Consider the following 18,785-nt stretch of genomic DNA (forward strand, 5'->3'; position numbering starts at 1 on the left):
GGTCTTGATACGGGGCCATTCGGCTGTGATTTCGGCATCGCTCGCAGGGGTGCCGTCGCCGCGCAGCAACTGCGAACCCAAAGCGGACAGGTTGAGCGCATCACCCACCGGGGCGATCTTGTTGCCAATGGCTATCGTGACGAGACCCAAACGGTCCAGATACATATGATCCACTCTGCCTTCGAGTCTGGCAGAGAAAGCAACGAAATTATCGCGCACCGAATCCCGCATCTCGCATCCCTTCTCAGTTGATCGACGCTCGCTCCAAACGCACCCTGATCCGTGTGGCGCACCCGGCTGGAAGTCCCGAGATTTCACATGGACGATGAGACCTCCACGATCCGCTCCTGGTCGATTGGGGTTCGCATGCCTGGGCATCTCGCTTCGCCGGCGACCCTGGGAGTGACGTCGTCATCCGTTTGGGCGATCCTCGGATGCGTGGCCGCGGCGGGCGCGGTAGGAGGCGTCGTCAATGCCCTGCTGAGTGACAGTGAACTGGTCCTCCCGAGGGAGAAAGCGGGGATCCTGCAGCCGGGTTTCCTGGGCAACGCGCTGCTGGGGTCCTTCGCAGCAATGATCACCTGGGGTCTGTACGGTCCCCTCAAGGAGGCCGTGCTCCTGGGGTCGCACCCGGTGGGCGAGCCTCCGGTGAACATGACGGTCACCGCCCTGGTGGGCGCGGCTCTGGCGGGAGTCGGCGGTGCGAGGGTCGTTTCCGCCGAGGTGGACAAGCGGTATCTCAGAAGCGCGGGCGCCAACGCGGCGATCACCCCGGCGGACCCGCAGCTCGCCACGGCGCTGAGGACTGCCTCACCGTCCGACGCCGCCCGAACGGCCTCGGAAAAACTACGGATGGCGGCGAACGGCTCTCGCGCCCGAACCGGACTCGACGACCCGCCCGGCGGCCTGACGCCCTCAGTCGGCGATCCGTCGTAGGCGGTCCTGTCGTCGGCCGTCCTGCGGGCTGCGGCCGTACCGGGTGGCCGTTCCGGCCTCCAGCTCCGTGGGGACGTGATCGCCTCACTCATGATGGTCATCGCGGACGCCCGGCCCATGGTGGTCGTCGTGGTCACCATGGCCGTCGTGGTCACCATGGCCGTCGTGGTCACCATGCCCGTCGTGGTCACCATGCCCGTCGTGGTCATCGTGTGGGCCCTCACCTGGGCCGTCCTGCAGTGGTGGGAGGTCGACAGTGTCGCAGTAGACCACCGGCCCCGGGGTCGTAGGCCCGGTGGGGCCATGGCCATCGGCCGGGAGGCCCTCGGTCTCGACGACCAGCAAGCGCAACGGCACCCCGCGCAGCCCGGGCGGTACCGGGACCTGGCCTGTGTAGAAGGGTCGGTGGGAGGACTCGGCGTCGACCGACTTGAGCTCGATTGCCGTGTCCTCGAGCGTGACCCAGCCGAGGTCTTTGTCCGTGACGACGTCGTGCCGACGCTGGAGCGTGGCTGTGATGCGCGGCGGGGACGAGCCGGTGGGGTCCCACGAGGGGCCGTTGACACTGACTGACACCATCTCGCCGGGCCTGACTGTCAGCTCCCGGTCGGGCAGGGTGCGCACCAGGTCGGCGAGAACGACCGGTGAGATTTCGGCTCCGCGGATCGAATCCGGCTGGAAGCGGACCAGGGCGAGCCGGACGAACGGGAGGCAGGCGTCCCCGGTGTTCAGGTCCAGGTCGCAGAACCAGCGGCCGCCCTTCTCGCTCTTGTCGTCCCTTTCGAACTGTGGGGTGAAGCCCACGACGGTGACGGCGAGCGGGACGGGGGGTGTGGGCAGGGTGAGCTTCCCGGGCGGCCGCACGGCGTTGGTGAACACGTCCGGCGTCGGGGCGACGACGGGCGCGGAATGGTGGATGGGGTCTCGGCCCATCAAAGTGACCCAGGCGTCCCGGGTGGAGTCCGGGTCTCCTCCCGGTGGCTCGCCGAGGACCACGCCGAGCAGTTCGCCGTCTCCGGAGGAGTACCAGGGACGGTCCAGGTACACCCGGATACCGCCGCCGCGGCGGCGTTGGACGATGGTACCGGGCGGTCCGTCGAGGGTCTCCAGGGCGAGGGTGGGGACGCAGTACAACAGCCGCGGCGCCGTGGGCGGCGCACTGCTCGGCACCGAGTGCTCCTTGGACTCGCCCTGAACGGTGAGCATGTTCCTGCCGGGCTCTGCGAACTGCGGAGGGAAATAGTCGCTGAACTTGCTGCCGGCCACCGGGCTGTAGCTCACCATGCGGTGTTTGGTGTCGCCGAACTCGTGCTTCTCGGGTACGGGCGGGATCTTGCCCTGGCTCGCTTTCGACTTGCCCTCGGCCGCCTTGGTGCTGAAGGTCAGGGTGCCGTTCTGGAGGACGGCGGGTTCGGCGCCGGGCACGCCTTGCCGGTCCACCCTCGCCGTCAGCAGGCCGAACACCGGGACGATCACCTTCCGGGCGTCGCGGCCCGTGGGGCCGGCGTCCGTCACCTCTGTCCACTCCGCGACCAGGTCGATCCGGTCCGTACTCGCCTCGTCCAGCGCGATCTTGCCCACGAGGTGCTCGGCCGTCTCGTTGGGGCCGCGTAGGGATCCCAGGGCCGACAGGTCCAGCACTGGTGTCCTCAGCGGCCTTTGCACCGCGTGGACGAGCGTCAGTTCCTGCCAGGGTGTGAACATCCAGTGCCGCCCGGCGGCAGCCAGTTCCAGCGCGCGGTCGGTTCTTCCCAGCTCTTCCGCCCTCCTCGCCGTCGCGTCCGCCACCGTCTCCGTCGCGAGCTGTGGTGTCGACTCCGCCGCTTCCCGGCACCACGAGGCCATGCCCATGATCTTCTCGTCGAAGTCGATGCCGGAGCACAGCCGTACGGTCACCACGGCACCCTTCGGCAGCGATACCGTCAGCACCCGGGACGCCTCGTCGAAGCGGGGCGGCGCGGTTCCCTCAGCCAGCCTCAGCCTGAAGGACCTGGGTCGGTGCCAGACTTCGCCACCCCAAGGGACGGTGAAGGGCTGCCCGGCAGGCATTCCCGGAAGGTCCAGGAAGACGGCTGCCGTGGCGAGAGGGTCGCGAAGGTAGGGCAGTTCGATCGTCTCGCCCATGTGCAGGGCGGTCACCGCCGGGTTCCTGGGGTCCGTCGCCGGTGAGTCGACAGGCACCAGTCGCACATCCGGCTGGGACGGGTCGTTCAGCGAGCCGCTCTCCCGTTTGGCCAGCTCGTAGACCTCGTCCTGGGCGTGCTGATCGGTGGAGCCGATGGCTCCGTCCAGCAGTCCGTGCCACTCGACGCACCGCAGCGACGCCTTCGGCGCCACCACATGACGCTCGTCCACCCCTTGGTACGGGACGTGTCCTTCCGTGGTCACCAGCGGGGACCGGTTGAAGTCCGCCACGTACTGCTCGGCTGTCACGCCCGGCGCGGGACAGTCGATGACGGTGAAGCCGCTCTTGCGGCCCAGCTCAGTCAGGGACGTACAGCCTGGCTTGCCGTCCGCGTCAGGTCCTGAAAAGCCCTGGTCGCGTTGTTCTTCGGCGTAGGCGTCCTTGGTCTCCTGGCCGAAGATTCCGTCCGCGCCATGCGGGAGCTGGTGGCCGCGGGCGATGAGAGCCTTCTGGACGACGCGGACGTCCTCGTTGGTCTTGCCGAACTGGGCATTGGCCAGGGCAATCTTCACCACGTTCCCCGCGGGACCGGGAGGACCGGCTGCGGGCGGCCGGTCCCCCGGGCTGCTCCGGATCACCAGCCGGAAGGCCGAGGCGCCTTCCCCGAAGGGCAGTCTGGGTGCTACGGCGGGTGCCAGGACGGGCTCGAACCGCTGGAAGACCAGCAGCCCCTCGCTGGGAAGCGCCAGGGCCTTGCCGTCCATCAGGGCATCGGCTTCCGCCAGCCCGGGGCCGTTGCCCGCGAGGTCGACGGTACGCAACCGCACCCTGTACTCGTGACCGAACCGCAGCCTGGCCAACGAGCCGGCCCGTACCTTGGCCGTGATCTCCAGGGGGAGTGCCGTCTTCGCCCTGTTGCTCACCTCCACCGGTCGGTTGGGAGGCCTGTTGTCCTCGACCGATCCCTCGTCGATGTCCAGCACCAGGCCCGGGCGGGGCGCGGACAGTGACCATCCGTCCCAGGTGACAAGTTGTTCGGGTACGTAGAGGTGGGTGTCCAGGGCCTCGGGCGGTGGTGAGACCAGGTTGGCCTGGAAGAAGCCCTCGTCGGAAATCGACAGCAGTACGGGGCCGTCATGGGGCTGCCGGTACTCCACATCACGCTCGTGCAACGAGAACCACCGCTGCCGTTCCTCGTCCCAGATGTCCAACCGGTGGCCGCGTACCAGGTCCTCGGCCACCAGCTCGGGGCTGCTCGCGGCGCCCTGGCCATCCGGCGTGGCGGCTGCCGCGGACGCCGGGTCCGGCACCTGGACCGAGGCTCCGTCCCAGGCAAGGGCTCGGGTGAAGGCGTTCTCGTGCTCGGCCGCCCTGTCGAACTCATCCTTGAGACTGCCCAGGCGGTCCTCCCTGACCACCGAAATCCCATGGGTCCGTACCGGGGACAGTCCCTTGGCGTCCGCCGGCACCGACATCATCTTGAGCGCGGCGCCGTCGATGTCGGCCTGCTCGACGTGGAACTTTCCCTGCAACGCGACCACGCCACGGGACGGCGGCGCCAGAGGATCGGCGGCCGTGAGGGACCGGGCGCCGGGCACGAAGACCCGCCGGTCCGGGAGGAAGACGTACCGCGTGCGCGGGGACACGTCATGCGAGGCATCCCCCAGTGCGGGCTTCCAGTCGGGGGTGACCGTCAGGAACCGCTCACCCGAGGAGACGGGGAGCCGGTCGGCCGGCAGGAAGAAGTCCAGGACCAGCCCGAGGCGCCGGAGCAGTTGAGGATGGTCGCCCAGCGAGGTGAGCATCTGGTGGAAGTCAGGACGCGGCAACTCCGGCGGTGGCGGCGGGGGAGGCTTTACGCCGGCGACCATGGGAGCGCCCCTCACCGAGTGGAAGTCGTCCAGCGCGACCAGCGCGGGGTGCATGGCACCGTCATCCGAGGAAGTTCCGCCGGCCGCCGTGAGCCCGGCCTCGGAGCCCGGTCCGACAGCGTTCACCGCGCGCAGCACATCCCTTGTCCCAGGCGGTCTCTCGGGAGACGTCTTGGCCGCCTCGGCATAGGTGTCCCTGGTGAGGTCGTGGACTTCCTTGGCCGAATAGGTGCGGAAGGCCCGCTGCCCGGCGTCCTGGAAGAAGCCATGAGGATCCAGTGGGATCTCCTTGTCGAAGAGGTTCCTCCACAACTCCGTGTCAGGTGCTGGCCCTTGCGGTACGAGTGGGCCGGTGAAGGATACGGAAGACGTGGAGGAGCGGTCCCCGGTACCGAACTCGAAGGTGGCCGCCTTGATCCTTTCCGGCCAGGTGAGGAAGTCGGGAAAGCCTTCCAGCGTGGCACCATTCCCGGCGGGTGCTCCTGGCGGGTCACCATTCCCGGCGGGTGCTTGCAGGCGCGGGGCGATGAACACCGATACCCGGGCCTGGGTGCCGTCGTCCGAGAGCCCGGCGGGAAGAACGGTCCAGTTGATGTGCTGTTCGAACGTCATCTCGTCTCCCACGGGCTCACGGGGCGAAGGCCAGGCAGTACTCGTGCCAGTGGCGTGGCTGGACGCATTCGGCGAAGGACGGATCACCGGGTGCGCCGGAGAAGCTCCGCTCGAGGGTGAGCTCGACGGACTTGCTGAAGAAGGCGATCCGTACGGCGACGGTGAGGGTGCCCCTGCCGCGGACCATCGACTCGTGACCGTGCTTCTCATAGGTGAGCTGCAGATAGAACTCGGCGGTCACCGTGATGATGCCCAGCACCGTCAGATTGCCGTTGCAGCGTAGATATCCGCCCAGCGTGACACGGTCGGGGTCGTGGGAGAAGCGGATACCGGCCATGATCGACACCCCGCCGCTGGCCACCCCGAGATTCAGTGCCGCGGCGCCGCCGAACTCTATGGCGCCCTCGACCTGCTGCACACCTTGTGCGTCGATCAGCATGGAGAAGTAACCGCCGCCGCCGAGCGCGGAGACGGTGACGTTGAAGGGGTGTTCCCGCTCGGAAACCGAGAAGCGGAACGAAACCGGCCTGTCCTCGAAGGACACATCCAGCTCCGCCCCCAGCGAGAGGTTCGACAGGGTCATGGCACCGAGCCCGATGGCGGGAAGCGCGAGTCTGTAGCCCGCACGGATGCCGGACGGCTGAACGTCCAGGAACGAGCCGGGGCCGAACGCGTCGGCGGGCAGGGCGCTGCGGAGGGAGTTGATGAACTCCAGATCATTGCTGAACTTCAGTTCCAGGCCGCTGGCCGTCACGTCGGGCTTCTTCCCCGGGCTCGCCGTGAACTTGAGCTCGGCGAACTCAAGCTGGGCGATGCCTTCGAAGTCCAGCGCGAAGTGGCTCAGGGTGCCCTCCACGGTGGACTGGTCGATGGCGTCCTTCGAGCGGCGGGTCCGGGCGTCCAGGGTCAATGTGGCTTTGGACACGTCGAGGAGGTGCGCGGGTCCGGACTTCGGCCGCTCCAACGGGGGCTTCCAGACATAGCGCAGTTCCTTGCCCTGCCCGTCCACCAGGTCACGGATCCGCAGCACGGGCGCCGGCAAGAGGCCGTCGGAAGCCCACAGGATGGCCTCGATCTGGTCGTCGCCCAGTTGCCGCAGAGCGTCGAGGTTGTCCTTGGTGACGCTCTTCAGGATGTCGCCGAGGGTGATGAAGCCGAGTATCTTCGCCCCGTTGAAAACGGACTTGATGTCTTTCGCGTCGACGACTTGCCCGGCGTCGTCCGTCTTGAACATGTCGGGGACGACGCCCGCCTGGCTGGTGATCACCTTGACCGCGCCGTTGGGACTGGCGACTCCCCCGGCCTTCTCCGCCCCGAAGACGAGCGGGACCGCTTCCCTCAGATCCAGGTACCCGCCGGCGGGATGCTTCTCCATGCTCTGCCGGAGATAGGTCGTGTTGAACTCGACCTCGCGATGGCCGCCATCCGAGGTGAACTGCTCGATGGCAGGGACCCGTACATTCGCGAGGAACACATAGGGCATACCGACCACGGGCCGGACGTTGGATTGGTCTCGGTCCTGGTCGTCGGGGATCCCGAACCGGAAGCTCAGGCTCCCGACCGCGTGGCTGGTGCTGCCGGGAGCACCGGGGGGCGGTTGCGCCATGGCCATCACCTGGCCGCCCATCGACCGGTTCAGGCGGTCGTCCAGCCTTGGCTCCTTCGTCCGGTCGTACAGGTCGTTCAACCGCCCTTGAGGCACTCCGTCGGCCACGAACGCCAGCGGCATGGTGAAGCTGACCTTCCGGCCTTCGCAATCCGTGCCGATCAAAGTGAACTCGTGGTCCTTCCCGGAATCCCGGAGAATCACCCAGAATGCGTCGGGTCCGGACTGGGGCGCTTGAATCACCGGGGTGACGCGGTCGGTGATGCGCAGTGCGCGGAATGGCATTTCGCGCCCCTCGTGCTTGTAACGGGTGTCCGGGCCGTACTCGACCTCCGGCCGTTTGATGACGACCCGGTCCTGCTGCTGCAGGTAGGCGACGATTCCATCATTCGGGCGCGCGACGAACACCCGCCGGAATTCCCTCAAGTGCACGGCCTCGTGGCCGGTGCTCATGCGTCCGTGTGTGGCGGTGCGTACGAACTGGTCACGGCCCAGGCCCGTGATGTGGTCGTACAGCACCAGGTTCGGCGGGCGTCTCCCCGCCTGTGTGAACCGGTCCTGGGCCGGTTGCGACAACGGCTCCCAGGCGCCGTGCAGGTGGGCCGAGGATCCCAGGGGCGTCACGATGAACTGCTCGGCGTGCAGCGGCGCGCTGTGGATCTCGAGGGGCGGGCCGCCACCCGGGCCGGGTAGCTCGACCCGGCTCGTGAGCGTGACGATGTCCTCCAGATTCTCGGTGGAGAGCGGGGTGGGCACGGGCAGGACGCCCCGGCCCCCCACTGTCGCGAAGGCCCGCAGCAACACCTCGTGGTCCTGCGAGCCGCGCAGCCGGGCGTGCCACAGCGCGTTCGGGCCATCCGCCTCCGGGGGCTCCGACGGGACCGCCCAGCCCACCGGCTCGTCGTAGGTGACCAGCAGCCGGGTGGGGAACTCGAGGACGCTTCTGGGGACGCCCTGGAAGACCGCCGATCCCGGCGCGTCCGGGCCCTGCGGACCCACCGGCACCGTGATCGGCACCAGGCGTGCCCAGTCGAGCAACGACGCCAGCGACAGGTCCAGGCCGTCCATGGTGGCCGGCACCGAGAAGGCCAGGTGAGTCGAACCGGCGGTGAAAGCCTTCATGGGGCCCAGGGCGGTGGTGACGGTGCTCAGCAGCGGCGGGACCTCCTCCATCACATGCTGTGGCGGCAGCCCGACGACCACGAACGCCGGCTCACCCGGATCCCTCCGCACGAGGCGGTGACCGTCGAACCGCAGATTCACCAGGTTGATGTCGACGACGAGCAGGTCCGCCGGCCGCACCACCCGGAACGGCCCTTCCGCGACGTCCGCGTCGTGGGGCCCGGGTTCCGGGGGGCCGTCGGGGTGGGGGTGCGGGCCGGAAGGCTGGCCCGGACCGTGCCCTCCGCCGAAGCCGTCATGATGGTCACCATCGTGATCGTCATCGGGGTGGTTCCGCGCCTCCAGCCAGAGTCTCAGGGCGGCGGGACGGGCAGTGTTGAACGGCATGACGAATCCCCATCCGAGTCAAGAAGGTGTGGGGTACGCGGCGGCTTCGCTCACCGTTTTCCATGCTCACTCCGATGGCGTATCCCCGCCACTGGGCGTCGGCACGGCGGCTGCGGGCGCCGGTCCGGCGATCCGCGCAGGGCCATCCCGGTGAGCCGTGCGCGGCCGCCGGTCTTCCAGCCGCCTGCGCAACGCGGCGAGCCACGCGGACAGTTCGAGCTCGTGTTCACTGTGACAAGTCTGTGACATGGAGCGAACTGGTCCGCCACGCAAGTCCACATAGATTCACTCATGCACCACTAAGCCACCCCGGATCACGCCGGATGAGGGCGGTCGGTGCCGAAACCCTCTTTCTTCGCTCGTTTCTCTGCTCGCACTTTCACATGCAGGAGTTGCCATGCGTCGTCGCGCCCTCCGTACCGGCTTAGCCGTCGCCGCCCTCGCCGGTTCCGCCCTCGCTCCGACCGCCGCATTCGCGGCCGATTCTCACAGCACCCGCACCGCGTCGTCGGCCGATCCCTCGACCGCCCGGTGCACGGTGGTCAAGGAGGACAGCATCGGCGCGGGCATCGGCGTCCGGATGACGATGAGGCCCCAGGGCCCGTCGGTCGGCTTCCTCGACCCGGTCGACGGCCCGATCACCAGACTCGGCACGCTCGACCGCAGCCGTCCCGCGCTGCCGCAGGGCGCGGGCATCGACGTGGAGATCCTCAACCCGTACGGCTCGACTCCCCAGCTGCTCGCCAAGACCAACGGCGGCAACGACGGCCTGTACGGCCTCGTCGACTTCCCCCGGCTGCCCAAGGGCTGCTCGGTGGACAAGGCACTGGTCATCAAGCAGTGCACCGTGGTCAAGAGCCAGGACATCGGCGCGGGCACCGAGGCCCGGATGACGACGAGCCCGCAGGGCCCGTCCGTGGACTTCTACGACTGGGCCGACGGCACCCGGATCGCACGCCTGGGCACACTCGACCGCGCCCACCCCAAGCTCCCCGACTCCGCGGGGATCTACGAGGAGATCGTGGAGCCGAACAGCTGGAACCCGCGACTGAAGTCGAAGACAGAGGGCGGCCGGACCGAGTACGCGTTCTTCGACTTCGCCAAGATGCCCAAGGGATGCCCGCTGCGCTGACCCGCTCCGCACCACGTCAGCCATCCCCGTTTCCGGCCGGGAGCCACCACCACAGGTTGCTCCCGGCCGGAAGCCGTACAGCGAGCCGTCCCAGGCCATCCTCGCCGCGGCCAGAGGGCCGCGTCGTTCATGGCCGCGAGATGCCGCAGTCGCCGTGTCGTCACCTCCAACCGGCGCGAGGACGATCAACACCCGGACGCACCGGGCGCGGGGCGGCCTCAGCGGTCGCCCCCGGCACCGCGATGGGGTGCACTCATGTCCCCCGTCGCAGGAGTGCCGTCGGCGAGCCTGTAGCGCAGGTACACGGTGCCCTTCGGGCTGGCTACCGGGGGTTCGAGGAGCGTGACGTTGGTGGGCACCGCGCCACCGTCGAACACCTTCTTCCCGACGCCGAGCACGATCGGGTGCAGCCAGAGATCGAGACGGTCGAAGAGCTTCTCGCGCAAGAGGGTCTGCACGAGGTTCAGGCTCCCGACGACCTTCACCTGCTCGTGCCGGTCACGGATCTCGCGCACCGCGTCGGCGAGGTCCGGGCCGAGTCGCGTGGACCCGGCCCACGAGAGGTCGGGCCTGCTGCGAGAGGCCACGTACTTCGGGACGCGGTTGAAGAGCGTGGCGATCTCGTTGTCCTCACCGCCCTCCTGGTGAGGCCAGTAGGCGGCGAACATGTCGTACGTCCGCCGGCCGAGCAGGAGGGCATCCGTACCCTCGTACGCGGCACCGACCTGCGCCCCGGCGACCTCGTCCAGCAGGGGCGCCTGCCAGCCGCCGAACGGGAACCCCACCGGGTCTTCGTCAGGGCCGCCGGGCGCCTGCCCGACGAGGTCGAGGGTCGCGAACAACTCGATGTGGATGAGGCCCATGGCTTACTCCTGATGAGTCGGTTTCCTCCGTCAAGAGGTAGACCCACGGGTACTCGCAGACTCACCGCCACGCCGGAACCCGACTGCCCACGTGACCGCCCTCCCAACGGGAACTCGGCCCCGGTCGCGGCCTGTCCATCGAAGGCATAGCGGGGACACTTTCCAGCATTCACACCGTGGATACGAAATGAAACGGAACATTACGATTCACCCAGATGGCCCAGCTGGGCAGTGTGCCAGGTCCCGCCTCGCCGCACCGTGAGAGGCGAGTGCGGTAAGTGCAGCCATCGGCAGTTGGCCTGTTCCGTACACGATCACAATCGACGGCGCACGGCTGAAGGTCACCATGGACGTAGCGCCCTCGGGGTCCGGCAGGCCCAGGCCGAAGGACCGGTGGCCGCCTGAGCCGGCCAGGACACAGAGCTGCCGGCAGGGCCGCGGGGAGTCGCTTCACTCGATCGTTTGGGGACCTGACCATTCCTCGGGGATTCCAGGAGGCGCCATCCCCGAATCTCCGATTCCCGGAGGCGGACATGCCACTCAACAGCGCCCGGTTCGCCGGGGTCGACAGGTTGGAACGGTGTCTGGCAGGAGAGTTCGCGGCTCGCCTGGACCAGGGCACAACGGGGGACTTCGTTGCGCTTGTGCAGCAGGCACTGATGGACCTCGGGGAATCCCTGCCGGCCTTCGGCGCGGACGGGGTGTACGGGCAGGAGACCGTCGATGCTGTGCTGAGTTACAAGACCGCCCACGACCTGCGGAGTCCGGACGGGTCGATCGACGGGGTCATCGGGCCGCTGACGATGGCCGCGCTCGACGAAGAGTGCACGGCGCTCGACGAGGCCTTCGGTGGGTGTCCGCCGGACTCGGACGGGCCGGTTGTCGATCTCGGCGGCGCCGACGAACAGCTCGTCAACGTGGTACTCGCCCACACAGCGGCCGCTATCGCCATGGGCGTCGACGGCGATGGCGCGACCCGCCTGGTGAACTCGGGGGCCGAGGTCCCCACGGACCTGGCGGCTGGTCTGGTCGGCGCGGCGGCCCGGATGCTCGGCGACGACGGCGCGGCGGCGTCCGAGGATCTCGTGAATGCGCTCGGTGAGCTGGCGGCCCTGTTTACCGATGCCGGGGAGGTGGAGACCGCCAAGGCGGTGACCGACGGGGCGCAATGGCCGCCGACGGTGGATCCGGGGCCGGCGCTGGCGGCGCTGATCGCGGAGGAGCTGACGCAGCACATCATCGGCGGGGGGACGCTGGTACGCGACCACAGCAAGGAATCGGCCCTGATCGAGGCGGTTCAGCACGTCGATCTGGGACGGATATCCCTCGCACCGGCTCCTACCCCGGCACCGGACGGCTCGATCCAAATGCCGGACCCCCGAGCGAAGTTCACCATTTCGCCCACGGTCGCCGGGGTCGAATTCAAGTTCACGAAGGGCGGCGACAAGCGACTGCCGAGTTACCAGCCGGCCGCCGCGGCGTTGGAAGGGCTCGACATCCGGCACGTGGTCGGCCTGGTCCGCCTTGCGCTGCACCTGTCGTCGACGTGGGGTGTGACCGAGGTACATCATTCCGGCATCAGCGGTGACGCGACCCGGAACGACTGCCATGGCAACGGCAGAGCGATCGACTTCGTCGGCGTCAAGGGTTCCCGGCTCGGGACGCCATTCCATCTGACAGTCTTCAACGACTGGAAGAACCACAGCGTGCCGGATTTGGACGACCCGGCCAAGCCCCGCCGACCGGACTGGCCGCCGGTGACACGCCGGCTGGCGTTCCGCCTGCTCAGTCTCCCAGGTGTGGACCCGCTCGCTCGCGACTTCTTCGCCGACCTCTACGCCTGGGTGGCCGGCGAGTACCAGGACAAGACCGAGGGCCCGCGCCAGATCGCTCCTCCGTCGGTGATCGGCGAGGAGAGCAGGATCATGACACCCGACCATCCAACCTCCAAGCCCGGCACCCCGAACGGCCGGGAGGCCCACCACTCCCACATGCACTGGCAGGTCGGGCCGACCGGAACGCAGGCGCCGTGAAAGCGGTCTGACGCCGAGCCGCACAACCCGTAGCAGTCCCACTGGTTGACGGCGGTGCCGTTGGCGTGGCTCCATACGGCGTCCAGGGCCGCGAACCGACGGCAGCAGCCCGCAGCACATCCTGGTACGGGGCACCGGGGACGCCCGTGACAGGCTCACTGACGGTCGACGGCACGATCTCCGGCATGACCTCTCCCCCTGCTCCTCCGACTGGGCTGCCCCGGCCGGGGACCGGCGGGCCGGATCAGCTCCGAGGAACCAGCTCCCCCACCGGACGGCCGGGCCGCGCCCAAGCCCACACGGCCGGCCCTGGGCAGCGGTGACCTCGGCGGCGACTGGTACAGCGCCCCGGATAAGACCGGTCTCACCTCAAGGGCTTCGGTTCGCATACGTTCATCTCAACCACCATTCCCCCGAACTGAAAACCTCAGTCGCTGCTGACGAGGTCACTCCGGGGAGATTCCGGAGCTCATCCACCGCGGCCTGCAAGAACTCGTTTCCGAAGCCTCCGCTCCATGGCCGTCGACGGCGAGAACCATGCCGTGCTGCTCTTCCCTCTGGACGGCCCGCGCAGCGTCCGCCCGCCGGTCTTCGCCGCAGTCACTTACCGGCCGGTACCGGCCCACCTGCCCGCGCTACTCGCCGACGCCGCATCGGCCCGCGGACACGATGCCGTCCGACAACCGGCATGCCGGGACCGTCCACTCACTCGACGGACTCCTGACACGGCCGGCCGCGGTGTCATGGGCCCGCCGGCAGCTCGGCCCGATCCGGGCGCGACCTTCCTCGGACGAACTCGACCGGACACTGACCGCCTACATGTGCAACGACGGGCGACTCGGCCCGACCGCCGCCCGCGCTCGCCCTCGCGACCACCGCCACCCGCAAGCGGCTCGCACGCATCGAGGCGCTCCTCGAGCGGTCCCTGCTCCGCTCCCCCGGTGTGCGTTACGACCTGTGGCTGGCGCGACGTGCCGTAACGCTCACGGAAGGTGCGTGAACGACGCGCCTCTCGGACGAGGCGCGGAAGGTGATCGAGCTGTTCCCGCCGAAGGGTGGCCTTACCCCGGGCGGCGGCAACGTCCGCCACCGTGCGAAACTGCCGCCCACCGACATCCCGCCCTTGCTTCACCTATCGAATCTCGATAGATTTCCATCGCGATGCGATGGAAGGATGGGTCATGGGAAAGCTGACCGTGCGTGCGCTGCGCGCCGTGCTCGTGGTGATGCTCGCCGGCGCCGTGTTCGTGCAGGCAGGGATGGTGTGGACACTGGTCAGCGGGAGCGACCCGGAGGACGGGTCGCTCCCGCTGACCGCGCTGCGCCTGATCACGATCCTGGGCATGGTCTCGGTCCAGGTCGCCCTGGTCTGCGTATGGCGGCTGGTGACGATGGTGCGACGCGGAACCGTGTTCTCCCACGCCGCCTTCCGGTACGTGGACGGCGTGATGGGCGCGATCGTGGCGGCTGCCCTCGTGTGGTTCGCGGTCACGGCCGTCAATGCGCCGGGCCAGCGGGACGACCCGGGCGTCACCGTCATCATGGGCGGGGTTGGCGTGGCCATCCTGGGGGTCGCGCTCATCGTGCTCGTGCTGCGGATGCTGCTCACCCAGGCCGTCGCACGCGACGTCGAAGCGGCGCGGATGCAGGCCGAGTTGGACGAGGTGATCTGATGCCGATCGCCGTCGACATCGACGTGATGCTGGCCAGGCGGAAGATGTCCGTGGGCGAGCTCGCGGACCGCGTAGGCATCACGCCCGCCAACCTGGCGGTACTCAAGAACGGCCGCGCCAAGGCGGTGCGTTTCGCGACGCTCGCCGCGCTCTGCGAGGTGCTCAAGTGCCAGCCGGGCGACCTGCTGCGCTGGGAGGCCGAGGACGCCGCAGACGAATGACGCACCCTTCCAAGATCATGGAGTTCTCGACACCCCATGATCCGAGTGGAAGACCGCGCCTGCCGACGCATCCCGCCGATCCCGCCTGCCTTTGACCAACTCCGCGAGCATCCCGGGGCCGTACCCGAGGAGATCCCGGGCCTGCTGGAGCGACCACGGCGGCACCGCCATCGAGGTGCCCATCGGCATCGCCGCCGCCCTGGCCCTCATCCACCCCAAGGACCCCGAGGGCCCCGACCTCGCTCAACAGATCCTCGCCCAGGACGACGCCCAGCTGATCCAGATATACCGCCAGATCTGGGCACGGCACTGGAAACAGCGCCCGGACCTCATCGACCCTGCCCGCATCCTCCACGAGTGGATCAACGACGACGAGCACGACAAGCACCGCCTGTACGTCACCCGCTTCCGCGCCGCAACCGATGTCCTGTCACCCGTCATGGCCCTCACACGCTCCTCCGGAGCCCAGGCCGGCCTCGGCGAGTTCCACATCCCGTGGGGCGTTGCGGAGACCATGGGCAACATCCTGATGGCCGAGTGCAGCCTGGCTGCCAAAGGCAACGTGACTCCCGGAGAGCACGTCCACGATCCGGCGTGCGGCAGCGGCGGACTCCTGCGTGCTGCCGCTCAGAGCATGCGCGAAACGCGGCATCGACCCGGCCTCGATGCGCTGGTCGGGCGTCGACATCGACGAGATCGCCGCTGCTTGCACGGCCGTCAACGCAACCATCTGGAACCTCGGCCCCAACGTGACCATCGCCCGAGCGACATCCTCACCCACCCCTTTTCCGGCCGTAGACAGAGCTGTTCGTGACGTTCGCGGTGGCGGTGACCGCGGGCACCCCGTTCTCGTTTGTCGACCGGCGTCGTGGTGTTCGCCATGTCGCTGTTGGTCGGCACGGAGGGCACGTGGCACGCAGACTGCTACTGGGACAGCCACGAGTTCAGGAGATCTATCACCGCGATGGCCGATGGTCGTACACGGTCGTCCAGCCCGGCGGAGCCGTGCATCCGGCCGCAGACCGCTACCTGGTGAAGTTCGAAGGCCAGGGCACCGACCGCACGTACGCGTACTACCTGGTGGATCACCTGCGCCGGCTGGAGCACGAGGTGTGGGGTTCAGGAACTTCGCTGCACGGACGCGCGCCGGCGGCAGTGGCGATGTCAGGCACTGCGCGATCGGCTGACGGCTTGGTCGGCCAGCGTCCATAGCGCCCGGGCCTTCGGAGAATCCTCAATCAGATCCTCCACGCGTTCCCACTCACACCGCAGCCTCGTGAACGCCTCGGTACGGCTTGCCTCCAACGCCCCGCACCCGCGCAGCACCTGCGCCGCTTTGGCAACCCGCCGTCTGCCCGCGCGGCCATCGCGCAGGCCGTTCCACAGTCGCGTCATGCGGGCCTGGGGGAGCAGGTCGACCGCGTGGGCCATCGGCATAGTGACCTTCCCGTTGAACAGGTCCTCTCCGGCCCGCTTGGTCGCCGTCCCCCCTCGTACGACGCCGTCCATGTCCAGGACGTCGTCGATGATCTGGTAGGAGACCCCCACGGCCTCCCCGAACGCTCCGAGTGCGGCCTGCACGTCCGCGCCGGCGCCGGCGAGCAGCGCCGCGGTCTCCATACACGCACGCACCGGTGCGCCCGACTTCAACCGGTGGGTCAGCCGCACGAGGTGCTGGACCTCACGGCCACAGCCGGCCGCCACCGCGGCGTCCATCTCCGCGCGGTGGCCTTCCAGATCCAGGCCCTGGCCGGCGTGAGCCGAGCGCAGCACACCCAGGCACGTTTCGGTGACGGCGGCGCGCAGTGCGGCATCCTCGGGCAGCGTGGACCGAAGGGCATGGTCGAAGGTGAAGTAAGCGGCCGTACCGGCATTCAGGGCAGTGGCCTGCCCGAAGACAGCGTGCGAAGGTGCCCGGCCGCGCCGCAGAGTCGCCCCGTCCTGGACGTCGTCGACAATGAGCGAACCGGTGTGCATCAGTTCCATCGCCGCCGCGAGGGGGCCGTATCGGGCGGCGTCCCCACCGAGGAGGTCGATCGCGGCCAAGAGCAACCGCGGGCGCAGCCGTGCGCCACCGGCCTCGACGAGATACCGCACGGGCCGGACGAGCGCATCGTGGAGGCGGCGATCCGCCCGCTCGGCGGCCTCTGCCGGCATGTCCCCCAACTTCGTCAGCGCACACAAACGCGCCGTCATGGTTGCTTGCGGGCACGGGGCATACAGGTCGTCCAGCGCCTCTTGCACAAGCGTTGCCCACGGAGGCTCCATGCTGCCCGGCAACGCGCCGGCCTCAGGCTCCTTCCTTCGCGGAGGACCCATCACGGGCACGGACATCGCACCGACGACGTTGCTCACCCTCGACCTTCCCGCTGCATGAACCTGCGTGGAACCTGCGTGGAACCTGCGTGGAACCTGCGTGGAACCTGCGTGGAACCTGCGTGAGGCGACTGGGCGTTCTCCGGGAACTCGTCGAACTCGGCCACGGTCGACCTGTCACCACAACGAGCCCTCTCCTGGAAAGAAACGACACCGCTTTGTGCGGATCGTCATCGCTCACCAGATCAAGTGACGCCCCATGGGTCACCGCCACGTTCTGCCCGGTCGTCCGTTGCAACTCGTATGGCTTCTTTGCGTGAGGTGACGTATGCCGGGGGGTGACTTCGTACTGCGCGTGCGCAACGTGCACAAGAGATATGGACGACGCTCCGTGCTCCGCGGCACGAGCCTTGATCTGTCCGCCGGCCGACTCGTGGGGATCGTCGGCGAGAACGGTGCGGGCAAAAGCACTCTCCTGCGGATCCTCGTCGGCGATCTGACGATGGACAGCGGAACGGTGGAACACAAGGGACGGGTGGGTTACTGCCCGCAGAAGACTGTCCTGCACGAAGCATTCACCGTCGACCAGCACCTGCGCTACTTCCAGGCCGCCTACGACCTGGACCGTATCGATCGGGCGCTGGAACTGCTGGAGACGCTCAACTTCGCCGAGTACCGCCATCAGCGCGTTCACACCCTCAGCGGCGGCACCCGTCAGAAGCTGAATCTCACTCTCGCGCTCATGCACAATCCTCGGCTGCTGCTCCTGGACGAGCCCTACCAGGGCTTCGACTGGGAAACATACCTGCGGTTCTGGGAGGTCGCCCAAGCGCTGCGGGAGAGCGGCTGTTCGGTCCTGGTGGTCTCTCACCTCGCCTACGACACCGACCGCCTCGATACCGTGTACCACCTGACGGACGGAGCCTTGCTGCACGCCGGCCGGCTTGCCGACAACACGCGCGGGGGCGTGGCATGAGCCGGGTATGGCTGTGCTTCGTCACCGCGGTCCGCTTCGCCGTCCTTGCACAGCTGCGCAATCGCCTGGCGCTGGCGCTGGTCGTCTTCTTCATCCCCCTGTGGCTCTCCCTCGCCTACACCGTGAGCGCCAAGACCGCGGTTCCCTTCTTCCTGCGCGCGGCCAACCGGACGATCACCGTGGACGGCAACATCCTCATTCAGCTAACAGGGGCGCTGCACTCCCTCGCGCTGATCATCGGCTTCATGATGTTCCTCGCCACCTCCCAGTCCGCGGAGTTCGACAGCCGCCTGGTGATGGCCGGCTACCCGCGCCTATGTCTGGTAGTGGCCAAGTACGCCACACTCCTGCTGACCGCGGCCCCCGTCGTCCTCTACGCCACCTTCTGGGTCCGGGTGTTCTGGGCTCCCGAACGGCTGGAGCTGCTGGCTGCCGCGCTGTTCGTCGGCGGCCTCATCTACGGAGGGGCCGGCATCATGCTGGCCGCCGTCCTGCGCAGCGAACTCGCCGGGACCCTCCTGGTCATCATGGTCAGCTTCCTCGATGTGGGATTGCAGAACCCGATCGCCAACCCAGCGGCCGACAGCCCCGTGATTCGGCTCCTGCCCACCTATGGCGCCATGCAGTCCGCCACCAGCGCGGCACGCCTCGGCACGCTTCCCTGGGCTTACCTGGCCATAGGGCTGTGCTGGGCCCTTGGCATGACGGCGATCGGCATGACGACATTCGCCCTGCGAAACCGACACCGCTCCTTGGGCAACTCCCGGCCGGCTCTCCCCTCTCCGCGGAGACGCCACGACGCGATCGAACCACTCCCCGAGACAGAACGTTCACGGTGAACAACAACAGCGCGCACTTCCACCCCACCACCTGCGAGCCTGCACCGGCCCACACACCCCAAGGGCCGACTGT

Annotated in this window: 12 protein-coding genes; 8 read left to right on the forward strand and 4 right to left on the reverse strand. The window is 68.3% G+C overall.

The window, feature by feature from the left end:
- Positions 1-318 precede the first annotated feature (318 nt).
- The gene (locus RM609_RS01565; RefSeq protein ID WP_311607214.1) at positions 319-936 is read left to right on the forward strand and encodes a DUF4257 domain-containing protein; all 618 of its coding nucleotides are present in this window, start codon (positions 319-321) and stop codon (positions 934-936) included.
- Between the two features lie 84 nt (positions 937-1,020).
- Here the strand turns inward: RM609_RS01565 and RM609_RS01570 are convergent, their stop codons facing one another.
- Complete coding sequence (locus RM609_RS01570) at positions 1,021-5,544, reverse strand: peptidoglycan-binding domain-containing protein (RefSeq protein WP_311607216.1); 4,524 nt, start codon at positions 5,542-5,544, stop codon at positions 1,021-1,023.
- Positions 5,545-5,560: 16 nt separating this feature from the next.
- The gene (locus tag RM609_RS01575; RefSeq protein ID WP_311607218.1) at positions 5,561-8,659 is read right to left on the reverse strand and encodes a hypothetical protein; all 3,099 of its coding nucleotides are present in this window, start codon (positions 8,657-8,659) and stop codon (positions 5,561-5,563) included.
- Positions 8,660-9,056: 397 nt separating this feature from the next.
- On the opposite strand from RM609_RS01575, the gene RM609_RS01580 reads away from it, so the two are divergent.
- Complete coding sequence (locus RM609_RS01580; RefSeq protein ID WP_311607220.1) at positions 9,057-9,791, forward strand: hypothetical protein; 735 nt, start codon at positions 9,057-9,059, stop codon at positions 9,789-9,791.
- 218 nt (positions 9,792-10,009) lie between these two features.
- Here RM609_RS01580 and RM609_RS01585 read toward each other — a convergent pair whose 3' ends face one another.
- Positions 10,010-10,654, reverse strand: coding sequence for a dihydrofolate reductase family protein (locus RM609_RS01585; protein WP_311607221.1), 645 nt, complete (start codon positions 10,652-10,654; stop codon positions 10,010-10,012).
- Positions 10,655-11,187: 533 nt separating this feature from the next.
- On the opposite strand from RM609_RS01585, the gene RM609_RS01590 reads away from it, so the two are divergent.
- The 4 genes from RM609_RS01590 (at position 11,188) to RM609_RS01605 (ending at position 15,395) form a co-directional block, all read left to right on the forward strand.
- Positions 11,188-12,687: a peptidoglycan-binding domain-containing protein gene (locus tag RM609_RS01590; RefSeq protein WP_311607222.1), complete on the forward strand. Its 1,500-nt coding sequence runs from the start codon at positions 11,188-11,190 to the stop codon at positions 12,685-12,687.
- Between the two features lie 1,181 nt (positions 12,688-13,868).
- Entirely contained in the window at positions 13,869-14,360 is a 492-nt protein-coding gene (locus tag RM609_RS01595) for a DUF2975 domain-containing protein (RefSeq protein ID WP_311607223.1), read from the forward strand.
- Positions 14,360-14,581, forward strand: a complete 222-nt coding sequence (locus RM609_RS01600; protein WP_311607225.1) for a helix-turn-helix domain-containing protein — start codon at positions 14,360-14,362, stop codon at positions 14,579-14,581. The genes RM609_RS01595 and RM609_RS01600 overlap by 1 nt, the downstream gene beginning before the upstream one ends.
- 175 nt (positions 14,582-14,756) lie before the next feature.
- Positions 14,757-15,395: an N-6 DNA methylase gene (locus tag RM609_RS01605; protein ID WP_311607227.1), complete on the forward strand. Its 639-nt coding sequence runs from the start codon at positions 14,757-14,759 to the stop codon at positions 15,393-15,395.
- A gap of 350 nt (positions 15,396-15,745) precedes the next feature.
- Here the strand turns inward: RM609_RS01605 and RM609_RS01610 are convergent, their stop codons facing one another.
- The gene (locus tag RM609_RS01610) at positions 15,746-16,936 is read right to left on the reverse strand and encodes a polyprenyl synthetase family protein (RefSeq protein WP_311607229.1); all 1,191 of its coding nucleotides are present in this window, start codon (positions 16,934-16,936) and stop codon (positions 15,746-15,748) included.
- A 289-nt stretch (positions 16,937-17,225) separates the two neighbouring features.
- Here RM609_RS01610 and RM609_RS01615 point away from each other — a divergent pair, with 289 nt between their 5' ends.
- Both RM609_RS01615 and RM609_RS01620 read left to right on the forward strand, forming a co-directional pair.
- Positions 17,226-17,873: an ABC transporter ATP-binding protein gene (locus RM609_RS01615; RefSeq protein ID WP_311607230.1), complete on the forward strand. Its 648-nt coding sequence runs from the start codon at positions 17,226-17,228 to the stop codon at positions 17,871-17,873.
- Positions 17,870-18,712, forward strand: coding sequence for an ABC transporter permease (locus RM609_RS01620; protein ID WP_311607231.1), 843 nt, complete (start codon positions 17,870-17,872; stop codon positions 18,710-18,712). Before RM609_RS01615 ends, RM609_RS01620 begins: the two co-directional genes overlap by 4 nt.
- Positions 18,713-18,785 lie beyond the last annotated feature (73 nt).

Source organism: Streptomyces hesseae (assembly GCF_031845785.1).
GTDB lineage: Bacteria > Actinomycetota > Actinomycetes > Streptomycetales > Streptomycetaceae > Streptomyces > Streptomyces hesseae.